The organism is Polaribacter litoreus (assembly GCF_054584775.1).
This window is the reverse complement of sequence record NZ_JBTLRD010000007.1, coordinates 86,562-102,504: the sequence shown is the minus strand read 5'-3', so window position 1 is coordinate 102,504 and position 15,943 is coordinate 86,562. Positions and strand designations below refer to the sequence as shown.

Annotated in this window: 16 protein-coding genes; 10 read left to right on the top strand and 6 right to left on the bottom strand. The window is 30.1% G+C overall.

Features of this window, described 5'->3' with window-relative positions:
• Positions 1–152 precede the first annotated feature (152 nt).
• From ACW9UN_RS07945 to ACW9UN_RS07930, 4 genes are read left to right on the top strand one after another with little or no spacing between them, the layout of a single operon-like run.
• Positions 153–902 (top strand): sensor histidine kinase, encoded by a 750-nt coding sequence (locus ACW9UN_RS07945; protein WP_459485552.1) that lies wholly within the window; start codon positions 153–155, stop codon positions 900–902.
• On the top strand, positions 899–1,543 hold the full coding sequence (locus ACW9UN_RS07940; RefSeq protein ID WP_459485551.1) for a response regulator transcription factor: 645 nt from the start codon (positions 899–901) through the stop codon (positions 1,541–1,543). Before ACW9UN_RS07945 ends, ACW9UN_RS07940 begins: the two co-directional genes overlap by 4 nt.
• Positions 1,544–1,563: 20 nt before the next feature.
• The gene (rbfA, locus tag ACW9UN_RS07935; protein WP_459485550.1) at positions 1,564–1,959 is read left to right on the top strand and encodes a 30S ribosome-binding factor RbfA; all 396 of its coding nucleotides are present in this window, start codon (positions 1,564–1,566) and stop codon (positions 1,957–1,959) included.
• A gap of 15 nt (positions 1,960–1,974) precedes the next feature.
• A complete protein-coding gene (locus tag ACW9UN_RS07930) occupies positions 1,975–3,177 on the top strand; it encodes an ABC transporter permease (RefSeq protein ID WP_459485548.1) in 1,203 nt (400 codons plus the stop codon).
• 71 nt (positions 3,178–3,248) lie between these two features.
• Here ACW9UN_RS07930 and ACW9UN_RS07925 read toward each other — a convergent pair whose 3' ends face one another.
• The 3 genes from ACW9UN_RS07925 to ACW9UN_RS07915 all read right to left on the bottom strand — a co-directional run bounded on the left by ACW9UN_RS07925 (position 3,249) and on the right by ACW9UN_RS07915 (position 5,967).
• Positions 3,249–3,551: an HPF/RaiA family ribosome-associated protein gene (locus tag ACW9UN_RS07925; protein ID WP_459485546.1), complete on the bottom strand. Its 303-nt coding sequence runs from the start codon at positions 3,549–3,551 to the stop codon at positions 3,249–3,251.
• 100 nt (positions 3,552–3,651) lie between these two features.
• Positions 3,652–4,653: a tRNA dihydrouridine synthase DusB gene (dusB, locus tag ACW9UN_RS07920; protein ID WP_459485544.1), complete on the bottom strand. Its 1,002-nt coding sequence runs from the start codon at positions 4,651–4,653 to the stop codon at positions 3,652–3,654.
• Between the two features lie 90 nt (positions 4,654–4,743).
• A complete protein-coding gene (locus tag ACW9UN_RS07915; RefSeq protein WP_459485542.1) occupies positions 4,744–5,967 on the bottom strand; it encodes a M28 family peptidase in 1,224 nt (407 codons plus the stop codon).
• Positions 5,968–6,010: 43 nt separating this feature from the next.
• Here ACW9UN_RS07915 and ACW9UN_RS07910 point away from each other — a divergent pair, with 43 nt between their 5' ends.
• The 3 genes from ACW9UN_RS07910 (at position 6,011) to ACW9UN_RS07900 (ending at position 7,784) form a co-directional block, all read left to right on the top strand.
• Positions 6,011–7,105 (top strand): TolB family protein, encoded by a 1,095-nt coding sequence (locus ACW9UN_RS07910; RefSeq protein ID WP_459485541.1) that lies wholly within the window; start codon positions 6,011–6,013, stop codon positions 7,103–7,105.
• An 82-nt stretch (positions 7,106–7,187) separates the two neighbouring features.
• Positions 7,188–7,460: an EF-hand domain-containing protein gene (locus ACW9UN_RS07905; RefSeq protein ID WP_459485539.1), complete on the top strand. Its 273-nt coding sequence runs from the start codon at positions 7,188–7,190 to the stop codon at positions 7,458–7,460.
• Positions 7,461–7,508: 48 nt separating this feature from the next.
• On the top strand, positions 7,509–7,784 hold the full coding sequence (locus ACW9UN_RS07900) for an EF-hand domain-containing protein (RefSeq protein ID WP_459485538.1): 276 nt from the start codon (positions 7,509–7,511) through the stop codon (positions 7,782–7,784).
• Here the strand turns inward: ACW9UN_RS07900 and ACW9UN_RS07895 are convergent.
• Positions 7,781–8,545 carry a LytR/AlgR family response regulator transcription factor gene (locus ACW9UN_RS07895; RefSeq protein ID WP_459485536.1) on the bottom strand — a complete coding sequence of 255 codons (765 nt, stop codon included), beginning with the start codon at positions 8,543–8,545 and terminating at the stop codon, positions 7,781–7,783. The genes ACW9UN_RS07900 and ACW9UN_RS07895 overlap by 4 nt on opposite strands.
• Before the next feature lies 1 nt (position 8,546).
• Positions 8,547–10,439: a sensor histidine kinase gene (locus ACW9UN_RS07890; RefSeq protein WP_459485534.1), complete on the bottom strand. Its 1,893-nt coding sequence runs from the start codon at positions 10,437–10,439 to the stop codon at positions 8,547–8,549.
• A 178-nt stretch (positions 10,440–10,617) separates the two neighbouring features.
• Between ACW9UN_RS07890 and lepA the strand changes: the two genes are divergently transcribed.
• Complete coding sequence (gene lepA / locus ACW9UN_RS07885) at positions 10,618–12,414, top strand: translation elongation factor 4 (RefSeq protein ID WP_459485533.1); 1,797 nt, start codon at positions 10,618–10,620, stop codon at positions 12,412–12,414.
• Between the two features lie 203 nt (positions 12,415–12,617).
• A complete protein-coding gene (locus ACW9UN_RS07880; protein WP_459485532.1) occupies positions 12,618–13,772 on the top strand; it encodes an iron-containing alcohol dehydrogenase in 1,155 nt (384 codons plus the stop codon).
• A gap of 190 nt (positions 13,773–13,962) precedes the next feature.
• On the opposite strand, the gene ACW9UN_RS07875 is transcribed toward ACW9UN_RS07880, so the two are convergent.
• Positions 13,963–14,727, bottom strand: a complete 765-nt coding sequence (locus tag ACW9UN_RS07875; protein WP_459485531.1) for a LytR/AlgR family response regulator transcription factor — start codon at positions 14,725–14,727, stop codon at positions 13,963–13,965.
• A gap of 230 nt (positions 14,728–14,957) precedes the next feature.
• Between ACW9UN_RS07875 and ACW9UN_RS07870 the strand changes: the two genes are divergently transcribed.
• Positions 14,958–15,854, top strand: a complete 897-nt coding sequence (locus tag ACW9UN_RS07870) for a sterol desaturase family protein (RefSeq protein ID WP_459485529.1) — start codon at positions 14,958–14,960, stop codon at positions 15,852–15,854.
• Positions 15,855–15,943: the final 89 nt, after the last annotated feature.

The following is a 15,943-nucleotide window of genomic DNA, read 5'->3' as shown; positions in this document are numbered from 1 at the left end:
TTTTGGATTACTGTTGGCTTGCTCATTTATTATTTTGGTAACTTACCATTTATTACTATGTCTTTTATAGGTAAATTGCATAATCGAATTCTATTTACGGTTCCAGCATTTATTCTGCTTATAATGCATATAGTTTTTATAGTAAATTTAATATGGTTGAGAAAAGTTCGGAAATTGTCATAATCATTACTACAATTATTGCATTGTTAATGGTCTTTGGAATAATTATTTTATTTTCAATATTTCAAAATAGAAAGAATGATATTCTTACAGAACAAGAAAAAGAAAGAAAAGAATTTGAAAGAACAATTGCAGAAACACAAATAGAAATTCGTGAAGAAACCTTACGAAACATTAGTTGGGAGTTGCATGATAATATTGGTCAATTGTTAACATTAGCAAAAATTCAATTGCAAAGTGCAACAACAGAGAACATACAAGAAGTGTCTAATACCATTACAAAAGGGTTAACAGAAGTAAGAGCGTTGTCTAAACTTATTAACCCTGAAGCAATGAGTACTATAGATTTAAGAGAGGCTGTTCAATTAGAAATTGATCGTTTTAATCGTTTAAATTTTATAACTTCTACCCTAGAGGTTTCTGGTAACGAAAGAGATATTGAACAAAAATCGAGCATCATCATCTTTAGAATTTTACAAGAATTTTTTTCAAATACCATAAAACACGCAAGAGCTTCCGAGCTAAACGTAACTTTAGCCTATGGAGAAACAGATTTGTTAATTACAGCTAAAGACAATGGAATAGGTTTTTCATCCGAAGTAAAAAAAGAAGGTATTGGATTGATAAATATAAAAAATAGAGCCAAATTAATTAATGCAACTGCACAGTTTACATCAGAAAAAAATAAAGGAACTACTTTAGAAATACATTATACATTATGAAAGAATTTACGGTAATTGTAGTAGACGATCATACGTTACTATCGCAAGCCATACAAACTATGGTAAATACTTTTGAGAATTTTAAAGTTTTATATACTTGTAAAAATGGGCAAGAAGTGATTGATAAATTCTCTGCATCAGCATCTAATATACCCAATGTGGTTTTAATGGATATTAATATGCCCATTATGAATGGTATAGAAACAACTGAATGGATTAATAAAACACACCCAAATGTAAATGTTATGGCTTTATCTGTAGAAGATGAAGATACAACAGTTTTAAAAATGTTAAAAGCAGGCGCAGTAGGCTATTTATTAAAGGATACTGAAAAATCGGTATTAGAAAAAGCACTGTTAGAAATTGTTGAAAACGGATTTTACCACACAAAAAATGTAACTAATTTATTAATGCAATCTATTTCTGGCGAAGAAAGCAATACCATAGAACTTAAAGATAGAGAGATTGAATTTTTAAAACTGGCTTGTACAGAACTGACTTATAAAGAAGTAGCTGAGAAAATGTATTTGAGCCCCAAAACTATAGATGGTTACAGAAATAACCTATTTATTAAATTAAACGTTAAAAATAGAGTTGGTTTGGTAATGTATGCCATTAAAAATAAGATATACACTCCATAAAAATATTGTAAATTTGCACTATGGAAGAAACAAATAGGCAAAGAAAAATTGCATCTGTATTGCAAAAAGATTTGGTAGATGTGTTGCAAAAAGCAGCACAAGATGGAATGAAAGGAGTGTTGATTTCTGTATCTAAAGTGTATGTAACATCAGATTTAGGAGTTGCAAAAGTATACTTAAGTATTTTTCCTTCAGATAAAAGAAACGAAATTGTAAAAGGGGTGCAATCTAATACTGTTTTAATTCGTCATGAAATGGCAAAAAGAACTAAAAATCAATTGCGTAGAATGCCAGAATTATTGTTTTTTGGTGATGATACTTTAGATTATTTAGAAGAAATAGATAAGTCTTTAAATGGTGAGGATGAAAACCCCATAAAAAACCCAGAAGTTTTACCAAGACGTAAAAAGCTATAAATTCAATTTATATACTTGAATTTTTCTCTCTACATAGCTAAAAGATACTTATTTACAAAAACTAGTAGTAATGCAATAAACATTATTACCATTATAGCTTCTTTTGGTGTTATTATTGGTTCATTAGCTCTTTTTATTATTCTTTCTGGCTTTTCTGGCTTACGTACATTTAGCTACAGTTTGTTAGATGCATCAGATCCTGATATTAAAATTAGTTCTGTAAAAGGAAAATCTTTTTTATTTACTGATGATATTGCCCAAGTTTTAGATAATAATGCAGCAATACAAGCAAGTTCAAAAATTATTGAAGAGCGTGTTTTTTTAGAACATAATGATAAAAACGAGATCGCTTACATAAAAGGTGTTCAAAGCAATTATACACAAATTACCGACATCAATTCTTCTTTAACTATAGGAAGTTGGCTAGATAAAAATTATTTAAATACAGCTGTTGTTGGTAGAGCAATTGCTATAAAACTATCATTAGGAATTAGAAGTTTTGGAGATCCTTTATCTATTATGGTGCCAAGAGGTGGTACTGGTTTTATAAACCCCAACAATGCATTTTATAAAACTGATGTACAAATTGTGGGTTTGTATTCTGGTACAGAAGATTTTGAAAGTAAGTATGTTTTTGTAAATTTAGAAGAGGCTAGAAACTTATTACGCTTTAAAAAAAATCAAATAACAGGTGTAGAATTAAAATTAACTAACGCTTTACAAGCAGATAAAATTGCTACAGATTTACAAAAAAGTTTAGGTGATGCTTTTAAAGTACAAACTAAAGAGCAATTGAATGAAGTTTTTTATAAAGTGATAAATACTGAAAATTTCGTTTCGTATTTAATATTTACGTTAATCGTAATTATTGCATTATTTAACGTGATTGGCGCAATTATTATGATGATAATTGACAAAAAAAACAATCTAAAAACCTTATTTAATTTAGGTACTTCAGTAAAAGAAATTAAAAGAATATTTATTTTTCAAGGGTTTCTACTAACTTTTTTTGGAATGTTAATAGGCTTGGCTTTAGGAATTATTTTAGTGTTTCTGCAAAAACAATTCAGTTTCTTTATGATTACAGAAAGTTTAGCTTATCCTGTAGAGTTTAGATTCTTAAACTTGTTAATTGTATTTTTTACAATAACTACATTAGGTTTTATTGCTGCCAAAATTGCAAGTAGTAGAATTTCTAAAGACTTTATTGAAAAATAAAACAACCATTTTGTTATCAAAAAAAAGAGCCGTAATAACTTGTATTACAGCTCTTTTTATAAAAAACTAAATTATAGATAAGGTTTTAAAACACCTTTTCTCTTTTTTAACTGTTTTTCTAAATCACTGATAGTATGTTTAACAGCCAATTCGTAATTTTTTTCGTTTGATGAAGCAAAAATTCGTGGTCCAGCCAAACTCAATTCCATTTCACAAATTCTACCTAAATTTTTAGGTGTATTTTCTCTTTTAAAAAAAACAGAAACATTAATAATGTCTTCGTATTTTTTTGCTAAATTATCTAGTTTTCCATGCGTGTAAGTTTCTAAAGCTTCACTGGTGGGTATGTTAACAAATTGAATAGCTATTTTCATAATTCTCTATTTTTAAATTACACACTTAAAAATAATTATTTTTTAAAACTTGAGAAATGATAAATATCAACCTTTTAAGAAAAAAGTTTTTTTGGCTTCATTATCCTATTTCAGGTATAGTAGCATTCCCAAATTTTGCTTCTACTTCATCAAAAGCAGTAAAAACATCTTTTGGGTCATCAGAAGTAACCATTTTGGTTCTGTATTCTTTAAAATGCGGAATTCCTTTAAAATAGTTGGTGTAATGTCTTCTGGTTTCTACAACTCCTAAACGTTCACCTTTCCAATCTATGGCCATTTGCAAATGACGTCTGGCCATTTCTGTGCGCTCACCAATTGTTGGTTTTGGTAAATGTTCTCCTGTTTTAAAAAAGTGTTTTATTTCGTTAAAAAACCAAGGATAACCAATAGAAGCTCTACCAATCATACAACCATCTAAACCATATTTATCGCGCATTTCCATAGCTCTTTCTGGTGATGTTACATCTCCATTTCCAAAAACAGGAATATGCATTCTAGGGTTGTTTTTTACTTGTGCAATTGGTTTCCAATCTGCATCACCCTTATACATTTGCGCTCTTGTTCTACCATGAATCGAAATGGCTTTACAACCTACATCTTGCAAACGTTCAGCAACTTCTACAATTCGTATAGAATCATGATCCCAGCCCAAACGAGTTTTTACTGTAATTGGTAAATTGGTGTGCTTAACCATCGCTTCTGTTAAAGAAACCATTAAGTCAATATCTTTTAAAATACCAGCACCAGCGCCTTTAGAAACTACTTTTTTTACAGGACAGCCAAAGTTAATATCAATAATATCAGGATTTGATTTTTCAACAATTTCAATGGTTTTTAACATCGAATCTAAATTGGCACCAAAAATTTGAATACCTACAGGCCTTTCTTTTTCGTAAATATCTAGTTTGATAACACTTTTTGCTGCATCACGAATTAATCCTTCAGAAGAAATAAATTCTGTGTACACCACATCTGCACCATTTTCTTTGCACAAAGCTCTAAAAGGTGGGTCTGAAACATCTTCCATTGGTGCTAATAATAATGGAAAATCTGGAAGTTCAATGTCTGCTATTTTAACCAAAAAAATAAATTTTGTGCAAAATTAAGGTTTTTAGGGTTGATAACCCAATAACTACTACAAAGTATATAAACGAAAAGAAATATATATGATTTAAAATTGAATCATTTTCTCAACTTCTGCATCTCCTCTTTTTACAATTACTTTTGTTGAGTTCCCTTTTTCAAAGACAGATAAAGCTCGCATATAACTCATCATATTTGTAACTGTACTATCACCAAGTTTAATAACAATGTCTCCTTTTTTAAGACCGGCTTTTTGTGCAGGTTTATCTTCAGAAACACCATCAATTCGCATTCCTTTACCATCAAATAAGTAATCAGGTATTACCCCCAAACCAACTTTAAAACGTGGCGTACTTTCGCTTTCGTTTTTGGTTTTTCTAAATGCTAATTTTCCATTATCATCTAAATCAGAAATAATATTAAAAATATAATCAGAAATTAAATACATTCCATCATAATTCAATTTTTCTGAATCATCACCTGGTTTGTGATAATCTTCATGTTGCCCTGTAAAAAAATGCAATACAGGAATATCTGCCAAATAAAAACTTGTGTGATCACTTGGTCCAACTCCAGATTCTTGCTGAATTAATTTAAAATTATCGTTATGCGATTTTAAAATTTGTTTAAAAATTGGCGAAGTTCCTGTACCATAAACTGCTAAAGAAGAATCTTTTTTCATGCGTCCAACCATATCCATATTAATCATATACGATACTTTTTTGGTGTCTATTGTTGGGTTTTTTACAAAATAATTAGAACCTAAAAGTCCCATTTCTTCACCAGAAAAAGCCATAAAAAGATAATTATTGTTGGTGTTTTTATCTTTTAATTTAGCCGCTAAATTTAATAAAACCGAAACTCCAGAAGCATTATCATCTGCACCATTATGTATGGCTTTTATAGAATCTCTGTATAAAGAACCTTCGCCACCAAAACCTAAATGATCGTAATGCGCGCCAATAATAACCGTATTTTCTGCTTTGTTATCTATAAAACCAAGTACATTATTTCCTGTAATTGTGCCATCACCATTTACATCAAACTTTACTTCGTCATGCGGATTTGTTTTTGGTTTAAAGGTAAAAGGTTGCAAATAATCTTTGGTGCCTTTTTGTAATAAACCTAATTCTTTAAAACGTTTTGCAATATATTCCGAAGCTTTTTTTTCTCCAGCTGTACCAGTTTGTCTTCCTTCTAATTCATCCGAAGCTAAAAAAGTTACATCTTCTTTAATTCGGTTTTGCTGATTAATTTCGGGTTTGCAAGAAACTAAAATGCTCAAAAAGATAAAAAATAGGATGTTTTTCATGATGATAATATTATTTTAGCAAAGTTAATTAATAAATAAGTAAATGAGAATTCTTTCTTTAATAGTATTGGCGTCTTTGCTATTTTCTTGCAAAAACGATAAAAAACCGGCCGTAGAAAAATCGACAAAAGAAGTTGTAAAAGACTCTTTAATTTATCCAGAAGAAACACATTTTAAAAGTATAAGACAAGTTACTTTTGGGGGCGATAATGCTGAGGCTTATTGGAGTTTTGATGACAAACAATTGGTATTTCAATCGAACTTTAAAGATTGGGGTGTAAGTTGTGATCAAATGTTTTTAATGAATGCAGATGAAGATTTTAAAAATAAAATGCCACCAATGATTTCTACAGGAAAAGGACGTACAACTTGTGCTTATTTCTTACCTGATAATAAACATTTTGTATATGGTTCTACGCATTTAGTAGACAAAGAATGCCCTGAAGTTCCTTTGCGTAAAAACGGAAAATACGTGTGGCCAATTTATGATTCTTTCGACATTTTTGTGTCGGATTTAGAAGGGAATATCGTAAAACAGTTAACCAATGAAGTTGGTTATGATGCAGAAGCAACCGTTTCTCCAAAAGGCGATAAAATTGTGTTTACATCCACTAGAAGTGGCGATTTAGAATTGTATACGATGAATATTGATGGTTCTGATGTAAAACAAATTACAGACGAATTAGGTTATGATGGTGGTGCATTTTTCTCTCCTGATGGAACAAAATTAATTTTTAGAGCCTCTAGACCAAAAACAGAAGAAGAAATAAAAGCTTACAAAGATTTATTAGCCCAAGGTTTGGTTGAGCCAACAGATATGGAATTATTTATTTGCGATGCAGATGGTTCTAATTTAAAACAATTAACAGATTTAGGAAACGCAAATTGGAGTCCGTTTTTTCATCCTTCAGGAAAAAAGATTTTATTTTCGTCTAATTTTGAGGCGGAAAGAGGTTTTCCATTCAATTTATATTTGATAGATATTGACGGAAAAAATTTAGAAAGAGTAACTCATGGAGAAACGTTTGATGCTTTCCCTGTGTTTTCTAATGATGGTAAAAAACTGGCTTTTTCGTCAAACAGAAATAATGGAGGAGGTAGAGATACGAATTTGTTTATTGCAGAATGGCAGGATTAATTTCATTTCTTAAAAGTGAATAGGGCTAACGATTGTCATTTTGAGCGCAGTCGAGAAATCTAATTGATGCTAAATAAGAATTATGCCTTGGACCAAAGAAAATATCGTTAGAAACATTGAGAATTTAATGAAAAGTAAATTTTCTAGTCCAAGAGAAGCATTCGATTATTTTGATGCGGATAAAGACGGATTTTTAACAAAACAAGATTTTAAACAGATCTTAAAAGAAGCAAAAGTTAATGTTTTAATTAGAGGTGTGGTTGCAGAATTTATGTTACAAAGCTTTGATGAAAATAAAGATGGTTTGGTAAGTTGGCACGAATTTCAAGCTGCAATTAAAACGACAAGTATTTAAATAATTTTGCAATTTTAAAGTATATTTAAATCAAACAAAAGTAATTTTATGGGAGCAAAAGAAAATATATTAAAAGACATACATACCTTAATCACAAGTAAATTTTCAAGTCCAGAAGAAGCATTTCGAAAATTTGATAAAGACAAAGATGGCGCTTTAAACAAAGATGAAATTAAAGATTTATTAAAAGAAGCTGGTGTAAATAGCTTTTTAAGAGGTTTAGTTGCAGGAGAAATGATTAAAGGTTATGATAAATCTGGCGATGAAACCATTAACTACGAAGAATTTAAAGTGGCTATCGCTGAGTTGAATAGAGATTATTAGTTGTTATCTATCCAATTTTTAATAGCTTCATTATAACTTCTCCCAGAAGTAACACTGCTCTGTTTACTGTTTTTTAAAGTGATGATAAATCTGCTGTTAAAATACTTCTGAATATCGTTTACAAAATCTTTATTGATAATGATGCCTCTGTGAATGCGTAAAAAATTATCGGGTAATTTGGTTTCTAAATTCGTAATCGTTTCGTTACTTAAATACACGCCAGAATCACTATGAATTTTAGTGTAAATATTATCTGCTTCAAAAAAAGCAACTTCCTCTAGTTTTATAAATAGTAAACGTTCATTCTTTTTAACGGTGATGGAAGTCATTTTTTTGACTTCCTTTTTACTGGCGATGTTTTTTAAAACATTTAAAATCTCATCTTGAGAAACATTTTTTTGAAACGATGCTAATTTTTTTACCGTTTTTGCAATGCGTTCTTTTTTTACGGGCTTTACAATATAATCGATACTGTTGGTTTCAAAGGCTTCTAATGCATATTGATTATAAGCTGTACAAAAAACCACAATCGGTATTTGCTCTAACTGTGCCAATAATTGAAAGCCAGAACATTCTGGCATTTCAATATCTAAAAAAATAAGATCTGGTTGTAGATTTTCAATCTTTTCTTTGGCCTCTATTCCGTTTTTAGCAATATCTATAATTGTAAACGTTTCTGGAAATTGAGAAAGCAAATTTTTTAAACCTTCTCTTGCAGGTGCTTCGTCATCTATGATTATGGTTTTATAGGTGCTGTTCATTTTATGCGTTTTTAGGGATAATTATGGTTATCTTTTTTTGTGGAGTATTCGTCCAATTCAAAGAAGCTTTATCTCCATAACTCAATCGTAATAAATCGTAAACGGTTTGTAAACCATGACCGCTAACCAAACCTTCAGGAAAATCAGGTCCATTGTCGCTAACGGTTATCACTATTTTATTTGTTTCTTTTTCTATGATCAATACAACTTCTCCTTTGTCTTTATTTTTTGATACGCCGTGTTTTATGGCATTTTCTACCAAAGGTTGAATGACAAACAATGGAATTTTATGATTCAAAAGCGTTTCATCAACTTTAATGGTAAAATTTAAACGTTCTTCAAACCGTATTTTCTCTATATCTAAATACGCTTGTACCATTTCTATCTCGTCTTTAATGGTGCTCATTTTTTGCCCTTTTCTGTTGATGGAATATTTAAATAAATCCGATAAAGAATGTGCCATTTTTTGAGTTTTCTCAGCATTAATTGGTGCTAAACTCGCAATAGAATTTAAAGAATTGTATAAAAAATGAGGATTGATTTGAGATTGTAAAGACTTTAATTCTGCCTTTGTTTTTAATTCTCTTAAATGTGATAGTTTGTTTTCGTTTTCTACAATTAAATCTCGTTCTTTAAAGATAAAATAGCTTATTAATGCTCTTATTGAAGCGATAATCATAGCCACTAAAAACACATATGATAAAGTGGTATACGCTCCTTGATGATTTTGACCTTCTTTAATAGTCGAAATAACTATCACCAAAATTATTACAAATGGTAACATTCCTGTTGATAAGAAAATTAAACTTGTCTTTGTAACAATATTAGCATGTATCTTTTCAATTTTATTCTCTAAAAAGCGAAATAAAAATAAAAATGGAAAGCAAAATAAAGAAACCGCAAAAGTTGTAATAACAGTATCATATCTTATTATTGAAAAACCAAAACTTCTTGGTGTTCTTAAATGGTCATAAAACGAAACAGAAAATATGACTAAAATATCTAAAAAGCAGACAGCAATTAAACTTATAAATAAAAATTGCAAAAAGTTATTTTTTAATTTTCTATCAATGTAATTTTTAATCTTTAAGATGCAAAATAGAAATAATAAAAACAATACTAATGTTGGTATAAAAACAACAGATAAAGGATTTTTAACCCACCATAATTGTTTATTTCTGCTTTTAATTTTATAATTTTCTATCTTTTTTAAAACATCTTCTTTAAATTGAGATGCAGCAAGTTGTAATTTTTCATTAAAATCACTTTTATAAATTTCAGCAATAATTTTTAAATCACTATCTGTGAGATGATAATTTTTTCTATTAAATGGTTCGAGTCTTCTTGCATAAAGATTGAATCCACTTTTTTTATGAGGGGTTTTGAAGTATCCTTCAAAAAGTACTTTTGCAAGTGAAACTTCTATCTCGTTAATAGTTTTGTTGTAATCTTTTCCTTTGTAATGTGTAATTTCTCCATAAACAATTTTTTTAGGTTTATTTTTACGATTACTAGCTCTTGTTTTAAAATGTGGGAGATTACTTATCCAATATGGTGTTTTGTAAGTTACATCATTATCATATAAAAATTTAATTTCAAGATTTGCGTTTTCGTTTTGAGAAAAAGTAATTGAAATGGTTTCAGTTACACTATCTAGTTTTCTTATAGTTTTTAAAATTTGAAGGGAATCTTTAGAAGTGTAATTTCCTTTAAGTTTTACTTTAATGCTATCTCTCCATCTTACTAAATCTTTTTCAAATAAAAAATCTTGTTTGCTGGTATGCTTTATTTCTAAAAGATCTTTCCATGGTTGTGCAGGCAACTTTGTTTCCTCCTGAGCAAAAACAAAAAAGGGAATTAATAAAAACAGTAAAGTGTAATGTAGTTTCTTCATCAGTGGTAAATTTAAAATTTTATACCACAAAAGAAATGATAAAGCAACCTTTATAAAATTACTTTTCTTGTAAACTGCAAATATTGAGTGTAAACTGTTTGAATTAGCTAATTTATGTATAACTTTTCTAGTACATATTTAACTATATTTGCAAAAATAAGTTGAGAGATTACGAAGTATGAAGAACATTAGAAACTTTTGCATCATCGCACATATAGATCATGGTAAAAGTACATTAGCAGATAGATTGTTAGATTATACAGGCTCTGTAACAGAACGTGAAAAACAGAATCAGTTATTAGATAATATGGATTTGGAGCGCGAACGTGGAATTACCATAAAATCGCACGCCATTCAAATGGATTATATCCACAATGGAGAACCATTTATTCTGAATTTGATTGATACTCCAGGTCACGTAGATTTCTCTTACGAAGTTTCTAGATCTATTGCAGCTTGTGAAGGTGCCTTGTTAATTGTAGATGCTGCACAAAGTATACAAGCACAAACCATTTCTAACTTATACTTGGCTTTAGAGAACGATTTGGAAATTATTCCTGTGTTGAATAAGGTTGATTTACCTAGTGCAAATCCAGAAGAAGTTACAGACGATATTGTAGATTTATTAGGTTGTGATCCAGAAGAGGTAATCCATGCAAGTGGAAAAACAGGTTTTGGAGTTGATAATATTTTAGATGCCATTATTGATAGAATTCCTGCTCCAGAAGGAGATCCTGAAGCGCCATTACAAGCTTTAATTTTTGATTCTGTTTACAATTCGTACAGAGGAATTGAAACCTATTTTAGAGTAATTAATGGTGAAATCAAAAAAGGCCAAGAGATTAAATTCATGGCAACAGGTAAAAATTATTTTGCTGATGAAGTAGGTACATTAAAATTATCACAAGTTGTAAAAAAATCGGTTAAAACTGGTGATGTTGGGTATTTAATTACGGGTATTAAAACAGCAAAAGAAGTAAAAGTAGGGGATACCATTACAGACGCACACAAGCCAACAACCGAAATTATTGATGGTTTTGAAGATGTAAAACCGATGGTTTTTGCAGGTATTTATCCTGTTGATACAGAAGATTATGAAGAGTTGCGTTATTCTATGGAAAAATTACAATTGAATGATGCTTCTTTGGTATTTCAACCAGAAAGTTCTGCAGCTTTAGGTTTTGGTTTTCGTTGTGGATTCTTAGGAATGCTACATATGGAAATTATTCAAGAGCGTTTAGAGCGTGAGTTTAATATGACCGTAATTACAACTGTACCTAACGTTTCGTATCATGCGTATACAAAGAAAGAACCCGAAGAAATTGTGTTGCTAAACAATCCTTCAGATTTACCAGATCCTTCTAGATTAGATAGGGTAGAAGAGCCATTTATTAAAGCTTCTATCATTACAAAATCCGATTTTGTGGGGCAAGTAATGAGTTTGTGTATCGAAAAACGTGGGCAAATTGTAAATCAGACGTATTTAACTACCCAAAGAGTAGAGCTGATTTTTGAAATGCCTTTGGCAGAAATTGTATTCGATTTTTACGATCGTTTAAAAACCGTTTCTAAAGGTTATGCCTCTTTCGATTATCATCCTATTGGAATGAAAGAATCGAAATTAGTAAGAGTTGATATTTTATTAAATGGGCAACCTGTAGATGCACTTTCTGCACTTTTACACGCAGACAATGCCTATTCCATTGGTAAAAAGATTGTTGAGAAATTAAAAACGTTAATTCCTAGACAACAGTTCGATATTCCTATTCAGGCTGCAATTGGTGCAAAAATTATTGCGCGTGAAACTACAAAAGCATTGCGTAAAGATGTTACTGCAAAATGTTATGGAGGTGATATTTCTAGAAAGCGGAAACTATTAGAAAAGCAGAAAAAAGGAAAGAAAAGAATGCGTCAAGTGGGTAATGTAGAAATTCCACAAGAAGCATTTATGGCGGTTTTAAAGTTGAATGATTAATTTCTTTTAGAAAAGAGAATTTAGGTAAAAGAATAAAGACGAAACCTTTTTGAGAAATCAAAAAGGTTTTTTGTTTTTAAGATTTTTGTATATCTAGTTTTTATTAAAAAAATTTAGATGTGATAAAAATCATATTATACCTCTTTTTTCTGTAGGAACTTTGTAACAGTAAATCAAAAAAATATCAATTTAAAAATAGGGAAATGTTACAAAACAGAAGAATTTATTTACCACCATTAAGCCTTATTGGGCCTGGAGCTTTAAACGATTTAGGAGAAGAGTTAAAAAGTTTACCTTATAAAAAGGCTCTTTTTGTTACTGATAAAGTTTTGGTAAAATTAGGTGTTGCACAAAAAGTATTGGATGTTGCAAAATCTGCCAATATAGAAACTGTTATTTTTGATGACGTTCACCCAAACCCAACCGTAAAAAATGTTGATGATGGTTTGGCTTTATTAAAAGAAAATGATTGTGATTTTATTTTAACCTTAGGTGGTGGTTCTCCTCAAGATTGTGGAAAAGCAATTGGTATTTTAGCTACAAATGGAGGTCATATAGGAGAGTATGAAGGAATTCACATGTCTAAACATGCTTCATTACCCATAATAGCGATAAATACTACAGCAGGTACTGCAAGTGAGGTAACAATTAATTATGTAATTACCGATGAAAAACGCCATATAAAAATGGTAATGGTAGATAAAAACTGCTTGGTTTCTATTGCTGTAAATGACCCAGAATTAATGTTAGGAAAACCAGCGTCATTAACTGCAGCAACAGGTATGGATGCATTAACACATGCTATAGAAACCTATGTTACAAAAGGAGCTTTTGGTTGGTCTGATGCTTTGGCATTAGAAGCTATTAAATTGATTTCACAGAGTTTGGAAATTGCAGTGGTAGATGGTCAAAACCTTGAAGCAAGAAGTAAAATGGCTTGGGGTCAATTTATTGCAGGTCAGGCTTTTTCTAATGCAGGTTTAGGTTTTGTACATTCTATGGCGCATCAATTAGGAGGAATGTATGATATGCCTCATGGAGTAGCCAATGCTATTTTATTACCTCATGTAGAAAAATTTAACATTCCTGCATGTGCGCATAAATTGAAAAAAGTAGCAAGAGCTATGGGGGTAGGAGTTTTAGAAATGAGCGATACGCAAGGTGCTAATGCTGCTATAGCAGCGATAAAAGCATTATCAGAATCTGTAGGAATACCTTCGGGATTAAAAGAGTTTGGTGTTAAAGAAGAAGATTTTGAAGAAATGGCAAAGAATGCTTTAGCTGATGTTTGTACTGGTGGAAATCCTAGAGAAGTTACTTTAGAAGATACCATAGCAATTTATAAAGCAGCTATGTAAAATATACATCATTAACATGATGTTTTTAGTGTATTTCGTGTTAAGATAAACCACTTTGTATGAAGCAAAGTGGTTTGTTTATTTTGTAAAGATTGTTAATTATTTTCTTAAGTTTTTAATGATAAATTAAATGGTATTACTTTTTTAATAAAATATCAAAGGTCACTTAAAATACGATCTAATTTAAAATCTAGTGTTCCAACCACTTCCGAAACTCAGCAGTTGTAGAAGAACTTGTCATTGCTTTCTCTTTGTAATTTTTGATGGAAATCAATAATCTGTTTTTAAAATGACTTTCAATTTTTTCAATAAAATCAATATTTACAATCTCACTTCTATTGATTTTAAAGAATTTCTTTGGATTCAATTGTTGGTGAATATTCCCTAAATTTTGAGAAATAGTATGTAGTTTTCCGTTTTTATCATTTATCAAACAGAAATCACCTGATGCCGAAATTAAAGCAATATCTTCAGCATTTAATAATTGAATTCCAGTGGCTTTTTTAATAACAAAGCGTTTTTTGTAGGTGGTGTATTCTTGTTGTAAAGCCGATTTTAAAACGTCAATAGTAGCATTATCTAAAGGATTATAATCTCCTTTTTTAAATAACGACTGATATTTAACAATAGCTTTATTAAACTCTTCTTGAGAATAAGGTTTTAAGATATAAGCAATTCCATTGGTATTAAATGCCTGAAACAAATATTCATCATGAGCAGAACAAAAAATGATAGGTGCATCTATTTGCATTTTATTAAATAAATCAAAAGACAAACCATCTAACAGCTGAATGTCTGATAAAATAAAGTCGTAAGAAGTTGTATTCAACAATTGCTCTCCTTCAACTATAGAACGTGCCCAGTCTTGCGAAATTTTTATGTCAAAAAAAACATCTAAACACTTTGTTATTTTTTGATATGCAGGTATTTCGTCTTCTAAAATTAATATTTTCATGGGTATGATTTTTTGTGCTAAAATAGTACACTATACAAGATCTTAAGAAACCTTAATTTAGAATTTATTTTGATGAAAATGCGTAAGGTCAAAGATACAAAGTAGACTAAAACCTTACAAAATTGCTTTGATGCTTATTTATTTTTTACTTTTCTTTTTAAAAGATAAAACAAGAAATTAGAAAATTTGATTTTTTAGATGTAACAAACTCTTTGTAAATTTGTACATAAATGGAAAAATACCTAGAAATTATAAAAAACTCGTATTCCAGTTATTGGAATTACCTTAAAAATTCGGTTTTAATGGAACTGAATTGGGAGAACTATTTCTACGGATTAATTATCATTTCATTAATCGTTTGGGGTTTAGAAGCTATTTTTCCTTGGCGTAAAAATCAATCATTATTCAGAAAAGATTTTTGGCTAGATACGTTTTATATGTTCTTTAATTTCTTTTTGTTAAACTTAATTGTGCTAATTGCGTTGTCTAATTCAGCATCAGAATTGTTTAATGATGTTTTGGGAGCAGTTGGTTTATCAATAGCTAATTTTCAGCTTTTAGAATTGAATGAATTGCCTTTTTTATCTAGAATATTTATTTTTTTTATTGTGGTAGATTTTGTACAATGGTGGACACACAGGTTGCTGCATAGGGTAGAATTTCTATGGAATTTTCATAAAGTGCATCACTCTGTAAAACAAATGGGTTTTGCTGCGCATTTGCGTTATCATTGGATGGAGCCTGTGGTGTACAACTCTTTAAAATACATTCCTTTGGCAATTATTGGCGGGTTTTCTGCACAAGATGTAGCTTTTGTACATTTTTTTAACATCACTATTGGGCATTTAAATCATGCAAACATCAATTGGGATTATGGCTGGTTCAAATACATTTTAAACAATCCGAAAATGCACATTTGGCATCATTCTAGAGAATTGCCAGAAGCACGTAAGTTTGGTGTAAATTTCGGAATTACACTAAGTATTTGGGATTATATTTTTAAAACCAATTACATTCCACATTCAGGTAGAGATATTGAGTTGGGTTTTGAGGGTGATGAACATTTTCCTAAAAGCTTTCTTCGACAAGAAATGTATCCTTTAGGTAGAAAAATCAATAAATTTTAATGGCGATTTATTTTAAATAAAATTCGTAATTTTATATTAATTAAGTCTGCAAAACACGAAAGTCGACTTCATGTCGTTATTTTGAATTT

Coding starts and splice junctions, on each gene's coding strand:
- ACW9UN_RS07910 (WP_459485541.1), top strand. CDS start 6,011: ATGAGAATTCTTTCTTTAATAGTATTGGCGTCTTTGCTATTTTCTTGC.
- ACW9UN_RS07880 (WP_459485532.1), top strand. CDS start 12,618: ATGTTACAAAACAGAAGAATTTATTTACCACCATTAAGCCTTATTGGG.
- ACW9UN_RS07905 (WP_459485539.1), top strand. CDS start 7,188: ATGCCTTGGACCAAAGAAAATATCGTTAGAAACATTGAGAATTTAATG.
- ACW9UN_RS07925 (WP_459485546.1), bottom strand. CDS start 3,551: ATGAAAATAGCTATTCAATTTGTTAACATACCCACCAGTGAAGCTTTA.
- rbfA (WP_459485550.1), top strand. CDS start 1,564: ATGGAAGAAACAAATAGGCAAAGAAAAATTGCATCTGTATTGCAAAAA.
- ACW9UN_RS07945 (WP_459485552.1), top strand. CDS start 153: ATGGTTGAGAAAAGTTCGGAAATTGTCATAATCATTACTACAATTATT.
- ACW9UN_RS07915 (WP_459485542.1), bottom strand. CDS start 5,967: ATGAAAAACATCCTATTTTTTATCTTTTTGAGCATTTTAGTTTCTTGC.
- ACW9UN_RS07895 (WP_459485536.1), bottom strand. CDS start 8,545: ATGAACAGCACCTATAAAACCATAATCATAGATGACGAAGCACCTGCA.
- ACW9UN_RS07875 (WP_459485531.1), bottom strand. CDS start 14,727: ATGAAAATATTAATTTTAGAAGACGAAATACCTGCATATCAAAAAATA.
- ACW9UN_RS07890 (WP_459485534.1), bottom strand. CDS start 10,439: ATGAAGAAACTACATTACACTTTACTGTTTTTATTAATTCCCTTTTTT.
- lepA (WP_459485533.1), top strand. CDS start 10,618: ATGAAGAACATTAGAAACTTTTGCATCATCGCACATATAGATCATGGT.
- ACW9UN_RS07870 (WP_459485529.1), top strand. CDS start 14,958: ATGGAAAAATACCTAGAAATTATAAAAAACTCGTATTCCAGTTATTGG.
- ACW9UN_RS07940 (WP_459485551.1), top strand. CDS start 899: ATGAAAGAATTTACGGTAATTGTAGTAGACGATCATACGTTACTATCG.
- ACW9UN_RS07900 (WP_459485538.1), top strand. CDS start 7,509: ATGGGAGCAAAAGAAAATATATTAAAAGACATACATACCTTAATCACA.